Genomic DNA, 15,134 nt, shown 5'->3' with positions numbered 1-15,134 from the left:
ATGTGAGCATGATCAGTCAGTGGTCGGCATCTCCGCGACCCGCAGCGAGGCATTGTCGATGAGCCGGGTCGCGCCGATCTGCAGGGCCAGCAAAGCCAGCGCCTCCGCATCGGCTCGCTTCAGTTCCTGCAGCGTCTCCCCATCGGCAATGCTGGCATAGGAGAGGCGCGCGGCCGGTTCGAATGCGACGACGCGGCGCATGGTCTCGCGCAAAACATCGCCGTTCCGCTCCCCGCCCGCGAAAGCCGCTCTTGCCGCTCCAAGTGCCTGGACCATCACCTTCGCGGCCTGACGCTCCGTGGCATTCAGACGAATGTTGCGGCTCGACATCGGGAGGCCATCCGCCTCGCGGATCGTCTCACCGATCTCGATACGCAGCGGCAGGTCGAAGTCGCGCGCCAGGCGGCGGATGACGGCGCATTGTTGCGCATCCTTCTGCCCGAACCATGCAACGCTAGGCTGAAAGATATTGAACAGCTTGAGCACGACGGTCGCCACTGCCGAGAAATGCCCCGGCCGCTCCACGCCTTCCAGCCGCTCGCCCAACTCTCCCACATCGACGCGAAAGGCGAAGCGCGGCGGATAGATCTCGCTCGGCTCCGGGGTGAAAACCAAGTCGGCGCCTTCAGCTTCAAGGAGATTGAGGTCGCGCGCGAGGTTCCGTGGATAGCAAGCAAGATCCTCACTCGCGCCGAATTGCGCAGGATTGACGAAGATGCTGACGGCGACGGCATCGCAAGCGGCCTTGGCCTGCCGCACCAGGCTGAGATGGCCCTCGTGCAAGCTGCCCATCGTCGGCACCAGTCCAACTGTGCGAAATCTCGCGCGGACCGCGCTAAGCTCCGCGATCGTGCTGCAAACTTGCATGGTCATCGCTGGCACCCGTCCACGGCGGTCAGCGCTCGCGCGAGCTCACTGGGATCCATCCCGGAACTTTGGCTTGCCGTCGGAAAAGCGCCGCTCCGGACCTCATCGACATAGGCGCGGATCGCCGTCTCGACGGCCTGCCCGATCTGGGCATAGGGCTTGGCGTGTCGCGGCGGCGCGCGGTCAAGCAAACCAAGCAGATCGTGCCAGACCTGCACCTGCCCGTCACAGCCTGCGCCCGCGCCGATCCCGATCGTCGGAATGCGAAGCCGCCGCGTCACCTCGGCCGCCAGCGGCGCCGGCACCAGTTCGAGCACAATCGCGAAGGCGCCCGCCGCCTCCAGCAACAACGCATCCTCAAGCAAGCGGCGAGCGTCGGCCGCTTGCTTCGCCTGCACACGAATGCCGAGCTGATGCTGCGCCTGCGGCGTGAAACCGAGATGTCCCATGACCGGCACGCCAAGTTCGCAAAGGTGACGAACCGTGCGCGCGATCGTGCCGCCGCCCTCCAGCTTCACCGCCTGCACGCCGCCCTCCTGCATCAAGCGCCGAGCGGCATGTACGGCGTCAGCCGGGGTCGCATAGGTCAGAAAGGGAAGATCGCCGACGATCAGCGCATTGGTGCCAGCTCTGACGACGGAAGCCGCGTGCCGGACCATATCGTCGAGCGTGACCGGCAGCGTCGTTTCATGACCATGCACCACCATGCCGAGCGAATCCCCGACCAGCAGCACAGGAACACCCGCGCGACCCGCCATGATTGCCGAAGCATGGTCGTAAGCGGTGAGCATGGCGATACGCTCGCCCGCCGCCTTCATCTTCTGGAGATCCTGGAGCGTACAACGCGCGGTCAAAGCAACCTCTCCGACGGACCATGGCGCCGCTGCCTAGCCCATGGCGGCCCCTCGCGGCGCGGCTCTTTGCACAACGCTGCCGCGCCGAGCTTGTTTACCGAAAATTGCGAAATGTGGGCGACGAAGGATCATCGCCCAGACGATTCGTCATGCTCGGCGAAGGCCGAGCAGCCACGCCTTCACCGTCGCCGCCAAAAGTAAGCGTGGATCCTCGGCCTTCGCCGAGAATGACGTTGGAGAGGTGATGATGGTGGGGACGGCTGCATCCGCCGGGCGGGTATCCAACCGGCCTCCTTAGCGGCGCCCCCGCTCCGCCCCCGCACGCAAGGCATCGATATTCGCCCGATAGGCACCAGCCCCACCGGCGAAAGCCGACGACCCGGCCACCAAGGCATTCGCCCCAGCTGCGACCACCTGCTCCGCCGTGACCGGCGTCACCCCGCCGTCAACCTCGATCTCGACCGGCCGGTCGCCGAGCAGCGCCCGCACCCGGCGGATCTTGTCGACAACGAACGGAAGAAAACTCTGCCCGCCGAAACCCGGATTGACGCTCATGACGAGCACCAGATCGGCGGCATCGACGCTATACCGCACAGCTTCCTCCGAGGTTGCCGGATTGATCGCGACACCGGCCTTGCAGCCAAGCCCGCGAATGGCGGCGAGCGTGCGGTTGAGGTGACGCACCGCCTCGACATGCACCGTCATGCGATTGGCCCCGGCCTCGGCAAAGGCCGCGATATAGCTGTCGGGGTCGGAAATCATCAGATGAACGTCGAGCGGCTTATCGGTCACCTTCCGCACGGCCGCGACCACCGCCGGACCGAAGCTGATATTGGGGACGAAGGACCCGTCCATCACATCCAGATGCAGCCAATCCCCGCCCGCCTCCGCGATGGCCGCTGATTCCTCGGCGATACGCCCGAAATCGGCGGAAAGGATGGAGGGCGCGATTATGATGGGGCGTGTCATAGGGCCTAGACTAACCCGCTCCGCCGCGAGCGGCCAGACGGCCGCGCGCGGAACTCCTGGTTCAACCGAGTCCTGTCGGATTGTTGAGCCTTTGTAGGGCGCCCTCCATCACCTTAAGTAGAAGATCGAAGGAGACGCCCGACTGCGCGAGCGGCATGCCGTCCCAGGAGGTGTCATCCGCTCCCGTAACATCCAACCCATTGATCTTTCCTAGGGCATGCTCTGGCTGGAGAATATATCCGCCGTCCGACTTCGCGATGAAATGCCAGGTCCCTATTACGGCGCGAAAACTAGCGGGCGCCCCGTTCCCACGCGCAGCAGCGAAAGCACGGAGCTCGTATTCAAAGCATTGAACTGTACTCTCTGCTCCGCCGTCGCCGGAACGCGCGGATTATGCGGCAAGGGCGGTCGAAGATTGAACATGGCGTCCACATGGCGCGGCGCCGGTGGCAAGTTGATGTCACGTTTTATTTTCATGTTATCTCCAGAACAGAGGCGGCAGCGCGCAACTTGCACTAACAATAGCTACCGATAGCTAAACCTTTCTCCGGCAACGGCACGGTCGCCGAGGGGGAAAGCGACGCGGTTTCCCTCACCCCGCGCCGCGCGAAATCAGGGCGAGAGCGCGGCTCAATCACGCCGGAAACCATAGGCACGCATGTCTCTGGCTGTGCCACCGAAGTCCAGGCCAAGGGTGGGCCACCGGTTCTGGCTGCTCTCACCATGAAGGCGGAATAGCAGGACGGTCGGGCTTCCTCGGGCGACTTGCCAGGCCCACTACTTCCCGGCAGCTTGCTCAGTGTTGCATTGAGGTTGCACCCTTGCCGACCGGGTGCGTCCGCGCAAGGGGAGAGCCGTCGATAATGCCCACCGGACCGCGCCGACACCCGTGAGCCAGACCGGCGTCAAGCTTTCCGTCCAGCATCTCTCCCATAGTTTCGGGAGCTTCCGCGCGCTGCAGGATGTGAATCTCGATATCCGGCACGGCGAGTTCGTCTGCATCCTCGGTGCCTCGGGCTGCGGCAAGAGCACGCTGTTCAATGCGGTTTCTGGTCTCCTCAAGATCACCGAGGGCCGCATCCTCCTCGACGGCCGGGATATCGCCGGGCGGCCCGGTGAGGTCGGCTATATGCTCCAGAAGGATCTGCTGCTGCCCTGGCGCACCGTGCTCGGCAATATCACCCTCGGCGCCTCGCTGACCCATGGCGCGACGCGGGAGGATCGGGCGAAGGCCGCTGAACTCGCCCGGCGCTACGGGCTGGGTGACTTCCTGCGGCATTTTCCGCGTGCCTTGTCGGGCGGCATGCGGCAGCGGGTGGCATTGATGCGCACCATCGCGGCGGGACGCGAGGTGATGCTGCTGGATGAGCCATTCGGTGCGCTCGATAGCCAGACCCGCATCGGCATGCAGCAATGGCTGCTCCAGGTCTGGAAGGAGCTCAGCCGCACCGTGATGTTCGTGACGCATGATGTGGACGAGGCGATCTTCCTGGCCGACCGCATCGTGCTCATGCAGCCGCGGCCGGGCCGGATCGCCAAGATCCTGCAAGTCGAGATCCCTCGCCCGCGCGCCATGGATGTGCTGACTTCCCCGGTCTTCGTCGAGACCAAGCGGCAGATCATGGACATGCTTTATTCCGAGAAAACGTTGCACGGCGTCCCCGCAGCGGCCGAGCTTCCGGCATGAACGAGGAGCATCCCTGGCGCACGGCCGGCCGCCATATCGGCTTGTGGATCATCGCCATCGCGCTGATCTTCGTGGGCTGGCAGGTCCTGCTCTGGATCACCGGCCTGCCCGCCTATGTGATCCCGACACCGGGTGCGGCGCTCGCCATCATTCGCGACAATGCGGCGCAGATGCGGGGCCTGACCTGGCAGACGGTGACGGAGACCTTCTACGGCTATATCGCCGGCGCGGTGATCGGCTTTCTGCTGGCCGTGGTCATGGCGCAGATCCGGATCGTGCATCGCCTGCTCTATCCGGCGCTCATCACATCTCAGGCGGTGCCGATCGTCGCCATCGCGGCGCCGCTGGTGATTATTTTCGGCTTCGGTCTCACGCCGAAACTCATCATCGTCGCCTGGATCGTGTTCTTCCCAGTCGTGGTCAATGTTCTGGACGGGCTGGCGAGCGTCGATCAGGACCAGATCAACCTCGCCCGCCTGCTCGGCGGCACGCGGTTGCGCACCTTCGTCATCGTGCGCCTGCCCGCCTGCATCGGGCCGCTTTTCTCCGGCCTGAAGATCGGCGCCTCCTATGCCGTGACGGGCGCGGTGATCGGCGAATGGACTGCCAGTTCGCGGGTCGGCCTCGGCACTTATCTGCTCTCGGCCAATGCGCAGATGAACACCGCCGGCGTCTATGGCGCGATGCTGCTGCTGACCGCGATCGGCATCGGCTCCTTCCTCATCGTGCTCATCCTGGAGCATCTTGCGACGCCGTGGCGCAGCCGCATGACGGCGCCTGCCTGGTTCGGTGGCTCGGTTCCTCCTCTCACTCCGCAGAAGGCCTGACATGAAACCTCTCCGTCGCTTCTCCCGACTGCTCGCCGCGGGCGCCGCCACCGGTGCGATGATGCTGGCGCTTTCCGCCGTCGCGCCGGGCGCTGCCCGCGCCGCCGATCTCGCAAAGGTGCGTTTCGTCTTCGACTGGCCGACCGCCGATTTCGAGTTGGTGCCGCTCGCCGTGGGCCAGGCCGAGGGCCTCTACAAGGATGCCGGGTTGGACGTGTCGGTGGCCTTTCCGCCCGACAGCTCGACCACCGCGCGCATGCTGGCCTCGGGCGCGGGCGATGTCGGCTTCGATGCCACCACGGATATCATCTTCGCGGCCCAGCAGGGCGTGCCGATCATCTCGATCGGCTTCTTCTCCCAGTCGAACAACTGGGGCCTGATCGGCCGCCCCGGCGAGCCGATCGACATGACGCAGCTCAAAGGCAAGACGATCGCGATCTATACCGATAGCTGGACCAAGGCGATGATGCCCTTCGTCCTGAAGAAAGCCGGTCTGACCGAGAACGACGTCAAGCAAGTCATCGCCCAGGACGACGATATTCCGCTACTGCTCAACAAGAAGATCGATCTCGCCACCAACTGTTCCAATTACGCTCTGGCGGATGTGGTGCCGCAATTGAAGGTCGAGCCGACGATGCTGCTGGGTCCGGCGGTGGGCGCGCCCGATATTCCCGTGTGGAATTATTCCGTGAGCAAGACCTTCGCCGCCGCGCATCCGGATCAGGTGAAGGCCTGGCTAGGTGCCACGGCCAAGGCGATGGATTGGGCGACAACGCATCAGGACCAAGCCATCGCCGATTTGCTCAAGCTTTACCCGAGCGCCGGGTCGAAGGATTACAATGCCGTCGGCTGGAAGGCGACGATCCCGCTGCTCAAGGGTCCCAACGGTTATCTGAAACAGACCGACGCGCAGTGGCTCGGTATCGCGCAGGCGCTCGCCGATACCAAGCAGATCCCAGAGGTGAAGCCGGCATCGGCCTATTACACCAACGCCTATCTCGACTGAGCCTGGCCGTGCCAGTTCTGACGTCGGAACTACGGGTGCGCACGTGACGCCACGCCGGGTCATCATCGACTGCGATCCCGGCGTGGATGATGCGATCGCCCTGCTGCTGGCCTTCGCCTCGCCCGAGATCCGGGTGGAGGCGATCACCACCGTCATCGGCAATGTGCCGCTGGCGCGGACGACCGCCAATGCCCGCCGCGTCTGCGATCTCGCTGGGCGCGGCGACATCCCCATCCATGCCGGCTGCGCCCGCCCCATCATGGCGCCGACCGATCGGGGTAGCTCCGTCCATGGCGGCGACGGCCTCGGCGACATCGGGTTGCCCGAGGCCGCCGGACCACCTGAGCCGGGGCATGCGGTGGATGTCTTGATCGATCGGCTGCGGGCGGCGCCGGGGGAGATCACGCTTTGCCCGCTCGGGCCGTTGACGAATATCGCGCTCGCTTTGGTCAAGGCGCCCGACATTGCGCCGCTGATCAAGGAGATCGTCTTCATGGGCGGTGCTGCCTTCGTGCCCGGCAATACTACGCCGGCCGCCGAGTTCAATCTCGCGATCGACCCCCATGCGGCGCAGATCGTGCTCACCGCCGGCGCGCCGCTGACCATGTTCGGGCTCGATGTGACGCGGAAGGCGCTCATTGCCGAGGATTGGATGGCACGGGTCGAGGCAGAGCGCGGTCCGCGCGCCCGGGCGGCGATCGCCATGATACGGAGCTATGGCCGCAAGGATGCGTGCCTGCACGACCCCTGCGTGATCGCGCATCTGCTCGACCCCAGTCTGTTCGAGGGCGTCGCGGCGCGCGTTTCGGTGGAGTGCGAGTCGCCTCTTACCCGTGGCCAGACTATCGCCGCGGTGAGCGAGCGACACCGGGGCGGGCTGCCGGCGACCTGCCAGGTCATCACCGGCCTCGCGCATGACAGGCTCTTTACGCTACTGGCGGAGCGCATCGCGCGGCTGGACTGAGCGGCCTTCAGAACCGGGTCATTTCTTCCACTGGGCTGGATCCCATAGCACGGCATTGTCGTCGATTGTCGAGCCGATATGGTCGATGATCGTGCGCAAGGTTTTCGGCGTGGCGCCCTGTGCTGGGAAGGCGATTTGGACGTAGAGGGATATCTTCCCGCTATCGTTATTAATCGAGAAGAATTCAGGGCTGTTGTCGTTGGCCTCAAGAAGTTTCATCAGTGGGAGCTGCGCGACCTGCTCCGCAGTATAGGTCTCGATCTGCGTGTAAATCCAAATATAGGATTTGTCATCCGACAAGGCGAAGTCGATGCTGACGACATTTTTATTGTCGCTGCTGATGTAGAAATGGCCGGCGGTCGGCGAAAGCGTGGTCGTGTAACCCATATTGTCGACCATGCCCTGCAGGCTCTTGAGCTCCGGGCTCGGCGCGGCGGTTGTTGCCGCCCTTGCCAGCGGTACATGCAGGAGCGGGCCAAGCAGGAAGGCCGCGATCAGAAAGAGGCGCGAGAGGCGCCTCGCAGCGTGCAGCATTGGACATCTCCATTCCCTGCCATTCTCGATATCGCGAGTCGATGGGGCCGGGCAACGAAAACCGCCATATCTGACGTTCCGCCTCGTGGAGGAGGTACTTGCAGTCGGAGCCGCGGGTCGCCACAGTCAGCAAATGGACGGGATCGTCAGCCTCGCAGCCGTGCGGGAAGACCGCTTTTGGGCGGTGGTGGCTTGCGTCGGGCGAACCCGGCGGATTGCCGAAATCTTCACCAGCCGTGACGCCGCTCTGGCTGACCGCGCCTGGCGGGAGCAGCAAGTGCGGGCCTATGAGAGCTTCCTTCGCTCGTCCCGCCAGCCACCGCCCAATTACAGCGTCGAACAAATGCGCCGCGCCGATATTCCCAAGACCTGGCGGCCGCTACCTGCGCTCGGCTTCCTGCGCGGGCAGTTTATCTAGAGGCTGCCCGGTCTCCATGATGGCGCTTCATGCCGCGCGATGCGCCAAGGCGACCGCCATCTCTTTGAGAGCCGCCGCGGCGGCTTGCTGAACATGAGGCGGGGCCCGACTTAGCAATATCGGCGCTTTGTCGTTGATCTCCGAGGGGGTCGTCCCGAAGGTGACCTTCAGGTTTCCGGCCGGATTCGCAATGAAGACCGACAGATGGTCGGTGTCTGACTTAAAAATATGCGCCCTGGAACTACTCTTTTCCACTTTTCGAACGGTTTGGTTGTCGCCCGTCAAAACAAGATCCCGGCTGATCCGGTCGAGCCACCCACCCGTCAAATTCTTCGGCGCAAACTGCTGGATGGCAGACAGGAATATGCCGATATGCTCCACAGTAGGGCTGTAAGCCTGAAGCCGCCGCTCCTGGTCATTTGGCCGCGACCACGGTGTGCTTAGATAGTCCGGGGTAAAAAGACCTGGCAGTTTGTTCGAGGCAGCTGCCTTGGTCGCCATGAGTGGGACGACGAAGGTCGACCGCGCCCCATCGGGAGCAACTATCCCACCCTGCGTCCCGCCGCTTCGCGCCCCGACTATTTCGACCAACCTGCTCTCCTGTGCATTCAAAGGAACGCCAAGGATTTAGGCATGATTTGTTAAGCGTGCACTAATATCAACCGGCGTTGGCAACGGCCCGCCGACGTCATCTTCGGCGAAGGCGGGGGAGCCGCGCCTTGCTCGCGGCGTGACGGTAAGGGCTTGATGCTCGGCCCCGGGGCCGGGCGCAGTTCGCCGAACATGACGAGCTCACGCCGAGGCGCTCTCCGCCAGCCATCGCCAAGCTCCGGCGAGATCTTCCACGAAGCGTGTGTACTCGCGGCGCTTCGCCTCCTCATCCGGCAGGCGAAGCAGGTACGAGGGGTGTACAGTGATCCACAATGCCTCGCCGCTGTGCAGGGCGGAGATCCTGCCGCGTTCTTTCCCGATCGTGACCTTACGGCCGAGCAGAGCATGCGCGGCGGACGCGCCGAGCGCCACGGTCAGACGCGGCTGAACCAGGGCGCGCTCGCTCTCCAGCCACCAGCGGCAGGCCTGGATCTCGCCTGTCTCCGGCGTCTTGTGCAGGCGAAATTTGCCGCGTGGCTCGAACTTGAAGTGCTTGACCGCGTTGGTGACATAGACCTCGCCGCGTGGAATGCCTGCCTCCTCCAGCGCGCGGTCCAGCATCTTGCCGGCGGGACCAACGAAGGGGGCGCCCGCCAGATCCTCGCGGTCGCCTGGCTGCTCGCCCACCATCATGAGCGCAGCGCGGTCCGGGCCTTCGCCGAAGACGGTCTGCGTCGCGTGTTTCCAAAGGTCGCAGCGCCGGCAGTCACTGGCCTGAGCGCGCGCGTCTTCCAGCGTCCTAGGACGAACGCCGGGCTCGGCCTCGGTGCGCGGTGCGGATGGGGTTCGGCGCTTCGCCTCGGCCTTGGTCTGGGCGGAGGGCGTGGTTGCGGCGGCTCTGACCATGATGTCCTCCCGGCTGGCTGCCTCGCGGATGAGCGGGCCGATAAGTTCGGCCTCCGGCAGGTTCTTCCAGTATTTCTGCGGCATCTCCCGCGTCATGGCGGCGACCTTGAGGCGGGCGGGATTGAAGATATTGGCGTAATAGGTGCGCCACAAAGCCTCCAGCCGGTCCTCGGTCGGCGCCTGGTCACGAGAGACGCCCTCGCCGAAACGCAGGGTTTCGCCGTCCCAGAAAGCGCAGCGGTCGGGGGTCAGGATGGACCAGCGCATCCCCGTGAAGCGGCGCATGAAGAAAGGCGTCGCCGCTTCGACAATGTGATTGTCAGGCTCGAACCAGGCGATGAAGGCGGCGGCGCCATCGGGCTCCGCGACCTCCCGGAAACGCACGAAGGCATGCATCTTGTGGATGTCGCGACGGATCGCTTTGGCGAGTTGCTCGGCGTGATGAACATCCGGATGGCTCGCATCCTCCAGCAGCTTCGGCTGGAACTGCAGGCCCCAGAGCAGTCGGTAGAGCAATGCGAAGCGATCGACGTCACGGTGCTGGATAACGGTTTCGGCGAGTGTGATGAAAGCACGCGGGACTTTGGCGTTCGTCGGCGCGGCGTTTTCAGGCATCGTGGTTGAGTTGGCGAAAAGGTCATCCGACGCGGCGGAGGTGCCGACGCGCCAGTCAATCTCCCCCGGTGGCACCGCCGCGGCGAGAGCGGCGCGGGCGCTGTCGCGCCAGCCGGCAAAATCCGTGTCGTGCGAGAGTGCCACCAGCCTCACGCAAAGAGTTCCCCCTGGTGGCAGGGCGGCGAGAGCATCTTGCGTAGGTCGAGGCGATCGGTGGCGCCGCCCGGTTGCCAATCCTCGGCGGTGATGAATGGCATCGAGCTTTTCACGCCACGGCAAAGACGAGCGATATCCTCCAGCCGCAGGCGTCGCCAGCGGCGGGAGGACAGCATCTGTTTCACCGACTTCGTTCCGAAACCCGGCACCCGCAGCAGCATCTCACGCGATGCGCGGTTCACGTCGACAGGGAACCAGTCGCGATGTTGCAGCGCCCAGGCGAGTTTCGGGTCAATCGCAAGATCGAGCATGCCGCCCGCGCTGCCGGTGGCGATTTCTTCGACCGAGAAGCCGTAGAAGCGCATGAGCCAATCGGCTTGATACAGACGATGCTCGCGCATCAGTGGCGGCCTGATGAGAGGCAGCATCGAGCTGGCATCAGGGATCGGGCTGAAGGCCGAGTAATAGACGCGGGACAATTTGTAATTGCCGTAGAGATTGCGTGAAGTGTCGAGGATCGCGAGGTCGTCCGCACGGTCCGCGCCCACGATCATCTGCGTGCTCTGGCCCGTCGAGAAACGTGGCGCCTTGCGGGATTCCTTTATCGCCTCCTTCGACTCCTCAATCTTGAGGCGGATGGTGCCCATGGCCCGGCGGATGCGCTCGGGGCTCTTTTGGGGCGCCAGCCTGGCGAGACTTGCCTCCTGCGGCAGTTCGACATTGATCGAGAGGCGATCCGCCACCGCGCCTGCGCGCGCGAGAAGCGCGGGATCGGCGTCCGGGATGGTCTTGAGATGGATGTAGCCGCCAAAGCTGTGCGTGTGCCGCAGGGTTTCGGCAACGCGCACCACCTGCTCCATCGTATAGTCGGGCGACTGGATGATGCCCGAGGAGAGGAAAAGCCCCTCGATGTAATTGCGCTTGTAGAAGCCAAGCGTGAGATCGACGACTTCCTCGACCGAGAACCGTGCCCGTTTCACGTTCGACGAGACTCGGTTGACGCAATAGTGGCAGTCGAACTGGCAGTAATTGGTGAGCAGGATTTTCAGCAGCGAGATGCAGCGGCCGTCCGGCGCATAGGCGTGACAGATGCCCATGCCCTCGGTCGAGCCGATGGCCTTGGTCGCGAGCGAATTGCGGGCGGCCGCGCCGGATGAGGCGCAGGACGCATCGTATTTCGCCGCATCCGCCAGGATCGCCAGCTTGTCGAGAACTGTCTGCACACCCGCTCCTTAGTGTTTCTATTTTGTTCCCACAAAGCGTTGGATTCAAGCCGCCGTTAACCAGTTTTGAAGGGAGATGACTTCACAAAGGGGTATGGCGTGTTCCGCTTCCCTGGAAACGCCTCCGCGCCTTCCTGTGGAGCTCGAAGATGTTGGACCGGCTAGGCGGATTTACCTCCGCCATTTGTATCGTCTGCGCGACCCTTGGCTCTGCCATCGGGCTGGTGATGATGGTCTGGATCCTTGTCGCGGCGAGCTTTTCCTATGCGGTTTGGGCGGCGACGGCCTTCTCGCTATCGGTCGCCATCATGCTGCTGAGCGCGCTCGCCAGCATTCTGATTTGTCCGGCGCCGCTGAGTCGACTTCCGGGTGCGCCGCCGGAACGCGCGCTTGCGACGCACGGTCTGCCGCGTATGGCGGATCTGCTCTTGCAGGATGCGCCACATGGGGATTTCCACCCTCACTGACCGCTGTGCTAAGCGCGTGACAAATGGCACGCGCACCGGCTGAGAGATTGCATTCAGGCGGAGCGCCGGGGCCGATCGAACTCTGGTGGCGGCTGCTGTTATGGCTGTGGCATTTGCTGACGCGACCGGCCTGAACCGAGGTAGGTCTCATCGGTGACGATCGATCGCGCCACCGCCTCAGCCGCGCGGATGCCGTCCACGGCGGCCGAGAGAATGCCGCCCGCATAGCCGGCGCCCTCGCCCGCCGGGTAAAGGCCGAGGGTGTTGCGGCTCTCGCCATTTGCAGCGCGGGTGATCCGCAGTGGCGCGGAGGTGCGCGTCTCGACGCCGGTCAGAACCGCGTCACCCATGGCAAAGCCGCGAATCTGACGGTCGAAGGCGGGGATCGCCTCTCTGATCGCGGCGACGGCGTAGTCTGGGAGGCAAGATGCGAGATCGGTGGGGGTCACGCCCGGCTTGTACGACGGAATGACGCCGCCCAGCGCGGTAGAGGGCCGGCCAGCGAGGAAGTCCTCGACGCGCTGCGCGGGAGCAGCGTAGGTGCCCCCGCCGGCGGTGAAGGCGCGTTGCTCCCACTCACGCTGGAAGGCGATGCCCGCGAGCGCGCCCCCAGGGTAATCCGCGGGGGTGATCGAAACGACGATACCGGCATTGGCGTTCCGCTCGGCTCGCGAATATTGGCTCATGCCATTGGTCACGACATGCTTAGGCTCGGAGGTCGCGGCAACGACTGTGCCGCCGGGACACATGCAAAAGCTATAGACCGAGCGGCCATTGCTCGCGTGATGCACCAGCTTGTAATCGGCGGCGCCGAGGAGCGGGTGGCCGGCGCTGGGGCCGAAGCGGCAAGTGTCGATGAGCGATTGCGGATGCTCGATGCGCAGGCCGATCGAGAAGGGTTTCGGCTCGAGGAAGACGCCGGCCTGGTCCAGCATCGCGAAGGTATCACGGGCGCTGTGGCCGATCGCGAGCACGACATGGTCGGCACTGATGTGGCTGCCATCGGCCAGGATCACGCCGCGTAGCTGCCGTCCCTGGGGCGTCTCCGCGATGTCGAGGCCATCGACGCGGGTGCCGAAGCGATATTCGCCACCTAGCGCCTCGATCTGCACGCGCAGGGCCTCGACCACCGTCACCAGGCGGAAAGTGCCGATATGGGGTTTGCTGACATACAGGATCTCCGGCGGCGCACCGGCGGCGACGAATTCCTCCAGCACCTTGCGGCCGAGGTGAAGCGGATCCTTGATGCCGCTCCAGAGCTTGCCGTCGGAGAAGGTGCCGGCGCCGCCCTCGCCGAATTGGACGTTGGATTCGGGCGTAAGGATGCCGCGTCGCCAGAGGGCCCAGGTGTCCTTGGTGCGCTCCCGCACGACCTTCCCGCGATCGAGGATGATCGGGCGGAAACCCATCTGGGCGAGGGTCAGCGCCGCCAGCAGCCCGCAGGGGCCGGCGCCGACAACGATCGGGCGATGTTCAAGCGTGGCGGGCGCGTGGGCGACTTGGTGGTAGGCGATGTCGGGCGTCGGGGTGATACGGGGGTCGGGTTTCGGCCTCGCGAGGACAGTCGACTCGTCCCGCAGCGCCACATCCAGGGAATAAACCAATGAAACGGCGGATCGCCGCCGGGCGTCGTAGCCGCGGCGCGCCACGTGCAGCGCGCCGATCTCGGCCTCACCCACTTCCAGACGCGCCGCCGCGGCAGACCTTAGCGCGGCCTCGTTATGGTCCAGGGGAAGCTTGAGTTCGGTAATCCGCAGCACGCCAATGCCTCCCACAGGGTCTTTGGATGGCCGGTATCAAGACGGCTCGCCAAGCGCAAATTCCTGGTAACCAAAGATGTCTAGAGGAGAGTTTCCATCTCTTCGGAGCGACCAATAACTCGTGTTTCTACACGACTTCCGGCTTCCAATGGCTGCGGCGCGAAGCAAGAGCCGCTGCCTTTCGGGCGAGATAGCAGCCCGCCGTTCGAGACGCTCCAAAGCTTGGATCGTGGCGCAATCGCTCGGATCATCGACACCGTCTGGGGAGGGAACGAACAAGAACTTCATGCAATGAACCACGCGTATCCCGTTGGTGGCCCCTTTGGATACTTTGGAACCCTGTCACACTGGGTTGCTTCTCAGCCCGGTGCACCGAGCTTGACCCATTGTCTCGCCACCCGCCGCCCCGAATTCCTCATGACGAATCGTCAGGGTCTTACTCCTTACGATGTCGCGATGGGTCATAGTAATTTCCAGGCTGCCGCTCTCATTGCTCGATCCCTCGATCGGCCCGAACTGATCCGAGCGCCGGGCTACGGAATGAGATTATGTTCATCCGCCTCAACTTACGTTTAACGCGAACGCTTTTCGGCGTACCAAATAGAAGCGACGCATAGACCGACAGAACCGAGTTCAACTGGCCAGGCTGCAGGCGGCGACCAGGGCGCGTGCCTTGGCGGCGACCGCCGCCGCGGTATCGCCAGGCTTGTATATGGATCCGCCGATCCCGAAACCCGCCGCCCCGGCTGCCCGCCACGCTGGGATATTCTCGACGCCTACGCTGCCGACCGGCAGGGTAAGGGTTTCCGGCGGAAGCACGGCTCTCATGGCCTTCAGCGCGGCCGGGCTGGAACCCTCGGCCGGGAATAGCTTCAGGGCGTCGGCGCCGGCCGCGAGGAGCGAGAAAGCTTCGGCGGGACTGAGAAAGCCGGGCGCCGCGAGCATGCCGTGCTCCTTCGCGGCGCGGACGATCGCGGGATCCGCGTGCGGCGTCACGATCAACCGGCCGCCGGCTGCCGCGACCTCGGCCACCTTCGCCGTCGTCATCACGGTGCCTGCGCCGATCAGCATGCGCTCGCCGAAACGGGCGGCGAGCCGGCGGATGCTCTCAAAAGGATCGGGAGAGTTGAGCGGCACCTCGGCGATCAGCACGCCTTCGGCTTCGAGGGCGTCGCAAATTGCCTCGACCTCATCCGGCCGCACACCGCGCAGGATGGCGACCAGGGGTGAGCGCGCCAGCCAGGATTTCATGACGCCGATCCTTCGGACCACCGGACAGAGCGGGCGATG

At 64.4% G+C, this 15,134-nt stretch carries 18 protein-coding genes; 6 read left to right on the top strand and 12 right to left on the bottom strand.

Annotated features, from left to right (window positions below):
- Positions 1–12 precede the first annotated feature (12 nt).
- The 6 genes from panC to GSQ83_RS25140 all read right to left on the bottom strand — a co-directional run bounded on the left by panC (position 13) and on the right by GSQ83_RS25140 (position 3,167).
- Positions 13–873: a pantoate--beta-alanine ligase gene (panC, locus tag GSQ83_RS25160; RefSeq protein WP_254065896.1), complete on the bottom strand. Its 861-nt coding sequence runs from the start codon at positions 871–873 to the stop codon at positions 13–15.
- A complete protein-coding gene (gene panB, locus GSQ83_RS25155; RefSeq protein WP_158805590.1) occupies positions 870–1,721 on the bottom strand; it encodes a 3-methyl-2-oxobutanoate hydroxymethyltransferase in 852 nt (283 codons plus the stop codon). The genes panC and panB overlap by 4 nt, the downstream gene beginning before the upstream one ends.
- A gap of 147 nt (positions 1,722–1,868) precedes the next feature.
- The gene (locus GSQ83_RS25150; protein ID WP_158805589.1) at positions 1,869–2,006 is read right to left on the bottom strand and encodes a hypothetical protein; all 138 of its coding nucleotides are present in this window, start codon (positions 2,004–2,006) and stop codon (positions 1,869–1,871) included.
- A gap of 9 nt (positions 2,007–2,015) precedes the next feature.
- Complete coding sequence (rpe, locus tag GSQ83_RS25145; protein ID WP_158805588.1) at positions 2,016–2,690, bottom strand: ribulose-phosphate 3-epimerase; 675 nt, start codon at positions 2,688–2,690, stop codon at positions 2,016–2,018.
- A gap of 61 nt (positions 2,691–2,751) precedes the next feature.
- On the bottom strand, positions 2,752–2,886 hold the full coding sequence (locus GSQ83_RS30925; RefSeq protein WP_256367064.1) for a hypothetical protein: 135 nt from the start codon (positions 2,884–2,886) through the stop codon (positions 2,752–2,754).
- An 80-nt stretch (positions 2,887–2,966) separates the two neighbouring features.
- On the bottom strand, positions 2,967–3,167 hold the full coding sequence (locus tag GSQ83_RS25140; RefSeq protein ID WP_158805587.1) for a hypothetical protein: 201 nt from the start codon (positions 3,165–3,167) through the stop codon (positions 2,967–2,969).
- Between the two features lie 412 nt (positions 3,168–3,579).
- Between GSQ83_RS25140 and GSQ83_RS25135 the strand changes: the two genes are divergently transcribed.
- Genes GSQ83_RS25135 through GSQ83_RS25120 form a run of 4 tightly spaced genes read left to right on the top strand, consistent with a single transcriptional unit; the run spans position 3,580 to position 7,174 of the window.
- Positions 3,580–4,377 (top strand): ABC transporter ATP-binding protein, encoded by a 798-nt coding sequence (locus GSQ83_RS25135; protein WP_158805586.1) that lies wholly within the window; start codon positions 3,580–3,582, stop codon positions 4,375–4,377.
- Positions 4,374–5,204 (top strand): ABC transporter permease, encoded by an 831-nt coding sequence (locus GSQ83_RS25130; RefSeq protein WP_158805585.1) that lies wholly within the window; start codon positions 4,374–4,376, stop codon positions 5,202–5,204. Before GSQ83_RS25135 ends, GSQ83_RS25130 begins: the two co-directional genes overlap by 4 nt.
- 1 nt (position 5,205) lies before the next feature.
- A complete protein-coding gene (locus GSQ83_RS25125) occupies positions 5,206–6,210 on the top strand; it encodes an ABC transporter substrate-binding protein (protein ID WP_158805584.1) in 1,005 nt (334 codons plus the stop codon).
- Between the two features lie 43 nt (positions 6,211–6,253).
- Positions 6,254–7,174 (top strand): nucleoside hydrolase, encoded by a 921-nt coding sequence (locus GSQ83_RS25120; RefSeq protein WP_158805583.1) that lies wholly within the window; start codon positions 6,254–6,256, stop codon positions 7,172–7,174.
- Between the two features lie 18 nt (positions 7,175–7,192).
- On the opposite strand, the gene GSQ83_RS25115 is transcribed toward GSQ83_RS25120, so the two are convergent.
- Positions 7,193–7,708 carry a hypothetical protein gene (locus GSQ83_RS25115; RefSeq protein ID WP_158805582.1) on the bottom strand — a complete coding sequence of 172 codons (516 nt, stop codon included), beginning with the start codon at positions 7,706–7,708 and terminating at the stop codon, positions 7,193–7,195.
- Positions 7,709–7,841: 133 nt separating this feature from the next.
- Between GSQ83_RS25115 and GSQ83_RS25110 the strand changes: the two genes are divergently transcribed.
- Positions 7,842–8,126, top strand: coding sequence for a hypothetical protein (locus GSQ83_RS25110; RefSeq protein ID WP_158805581.1), 285 nt, complete (start codon positions 7,842–7,844; stop codon positions 8,124–8,126).
- Between the two features lie 27 nt (positions 8,127–8,153).
- On the opposite strand, the gene GSQ83_RS25105 is transcribed toward GSQ83_RS25110, so the two are convergent.
- From GSQ83_RS25105 to GSQ83_RS25095, 3 genes are all read right to left on the bottom strand, one after another.
- Entirely contained in the window at positions 8,154–8,627 is a 474-nt protein-coding gene (locus GSQ83_RS25105; RefSeq protein ID WP_158805580.1) for a hypothetical protein, read from the bottom strand.
- A 291-nt stretch (positions 8,628–8,918) separates the two neighbouring features.
- A complete protein-coding gene (locus tag GSQ83_RS25100; protein ID WP_158805579.1) occupies positions 8,919–10,391 on the bottom strand; it encodes a UdgX family uracil-DNA binding protein in 1,473 nt (490 codons plus the stop codon).
- Positions 10,388–11,617: a putative DNA modification/repair radical SAM protein gene (locus tag GSQ83_RS25095; protein WP_158805578.1), complete on the bottom strand. Its 1,230-nt coding sequence runs from the start codon at positions 11,615–11,617 to the stop codon at positions 10,388–10,390. The genes GSQ83_RS25100 and GSQ83_RS25095 overlap by 4 nt, the downstream gene beginning before the upstream one ends.
- Before the next feature lie 149 nt (positions 11,618–11,766).
- On the opposite strand from GSQ83_RS25095, the gene GSQ83_RS25090 reads away from it, so the two are divergent.
- On the top strand, positions 11,767–12,084 hold the full coding sequence (locus GSQ83_RS25090) for a hypothetical protein (RefSeq protein ID WP_158805577.1): 318 nt from the start codon (positions 11,767–11,769) through the stop codon (positions 12,082–12,084).
- Positions 12,085–12,182: 98 nt separating this feature from the next.
- On the opposite strand, the gene GSQ83_RS25085 is transcribed toward GSQ83_RS25090, so the two are convergent.
- On the bottom strand, positions 12,183–13,844 hold the full coding sequence (locus GSQ83_RS25085; protein WP_158805576.1) for an NAD(P)/FAD-dependent oxidoreductase: 1,662 nt from the start codon (positions 13,842–13,844) through the stop codon (positions 12,183–12,185).
- 633 nt (positions 13,845–14,477) lie between these two features.
- Positions 14,478–15,134, bottom strand: a 657-nt coding sequence (locus GSQ83_RS25080) for a 2-dehydro-3-deoxy-6-phosphogalactonate aldolase (protein ID WP_371418075.1), incomplete at its 5' end; no start/stop codon positions are given.

Source organism: Acidisoma sp. L85, assembly GCF_009765865.1.
In the GTDB taxonomy this organism is placed as follows: domain Bacteria; phylum Pseudomonadota; class Alphaproteobacteria; order Acetobacterales; family Acetobacteraceae; genus Acidisoma.
The sequence above is the reverse complement of the archived record's forward strand: the minus strand, read 5'-3'. Positions and strand labels throughout refer to the sequence as shown.

Excerpts from the sequence above, each read along its gene's own strand:
- GSQ83_RS25140 (WP_158805587.1), bottom strand. The coding sequence starts at position 3,167 with ATGAAAATAAAACGTGACATCAACTTGCCACCGGCGCCGCGCCATGTG.
- GSQ83_RS25125 (WP_158805584.1), top strand. The coding sequence starts at position 5,206 with ATGAAACCTCTCCGTCGCTTCTCCCGACTGCTCGCCGCGGGCGCCGCC.
- GSQ83_RS25105 (WP_158805580.1), bottom strand. The coding sequence starts at position 8,627 with ATGGCGACCAAGGCAGCTGCCTCGAACAAACTGCCAGGTCTTTTTACC.
- GSQ83_RS25130 (WP_158805585.1), top strand. The coding sequence starts at position 4,374 with ATGAACGAGGAGCATCCCTGGCGCACGGCCGGCCGCCATATCGGCTTG.
- GSQ83_RS25110 (WP_158805581.1), top strand. The coding sequence starts at position 7,842 with ATGGACGGGATCGTCAGCCTCGCAGCCGTGCGGGAAGACCGCTTTTGG.
- panC (WP_254065896.1), bottom strand. The coding sequence starts at position 873 with ATGACCATGCAAGTTTGCAGCACGATCGCGGAGCTTAGCGCGGTCCGC.
- rpe (WP_158805588.1), bottom strand. The coding sequence starts at position 2,690 with ATGACACGCCCCATCATAATCGCGCCCTCCATCCTTTCCGCCGATTTC.
- GSQ83_RS25090 (WP_158805577.1), top strand. The coding sequence starts at position 11,767 with ATGTTGGACCGGCTAGGCGGATTTACCTCCGCCATTTGTATCGTCTGC.
- GSQ83_RS25115 (WP_158805582.1), bottom strand. The coding sequence starts at position 7,708 with ATGCTGCACGCTGCGAGGCGCCTCTCGCGCCTCTTTCTGATCGCGGCC.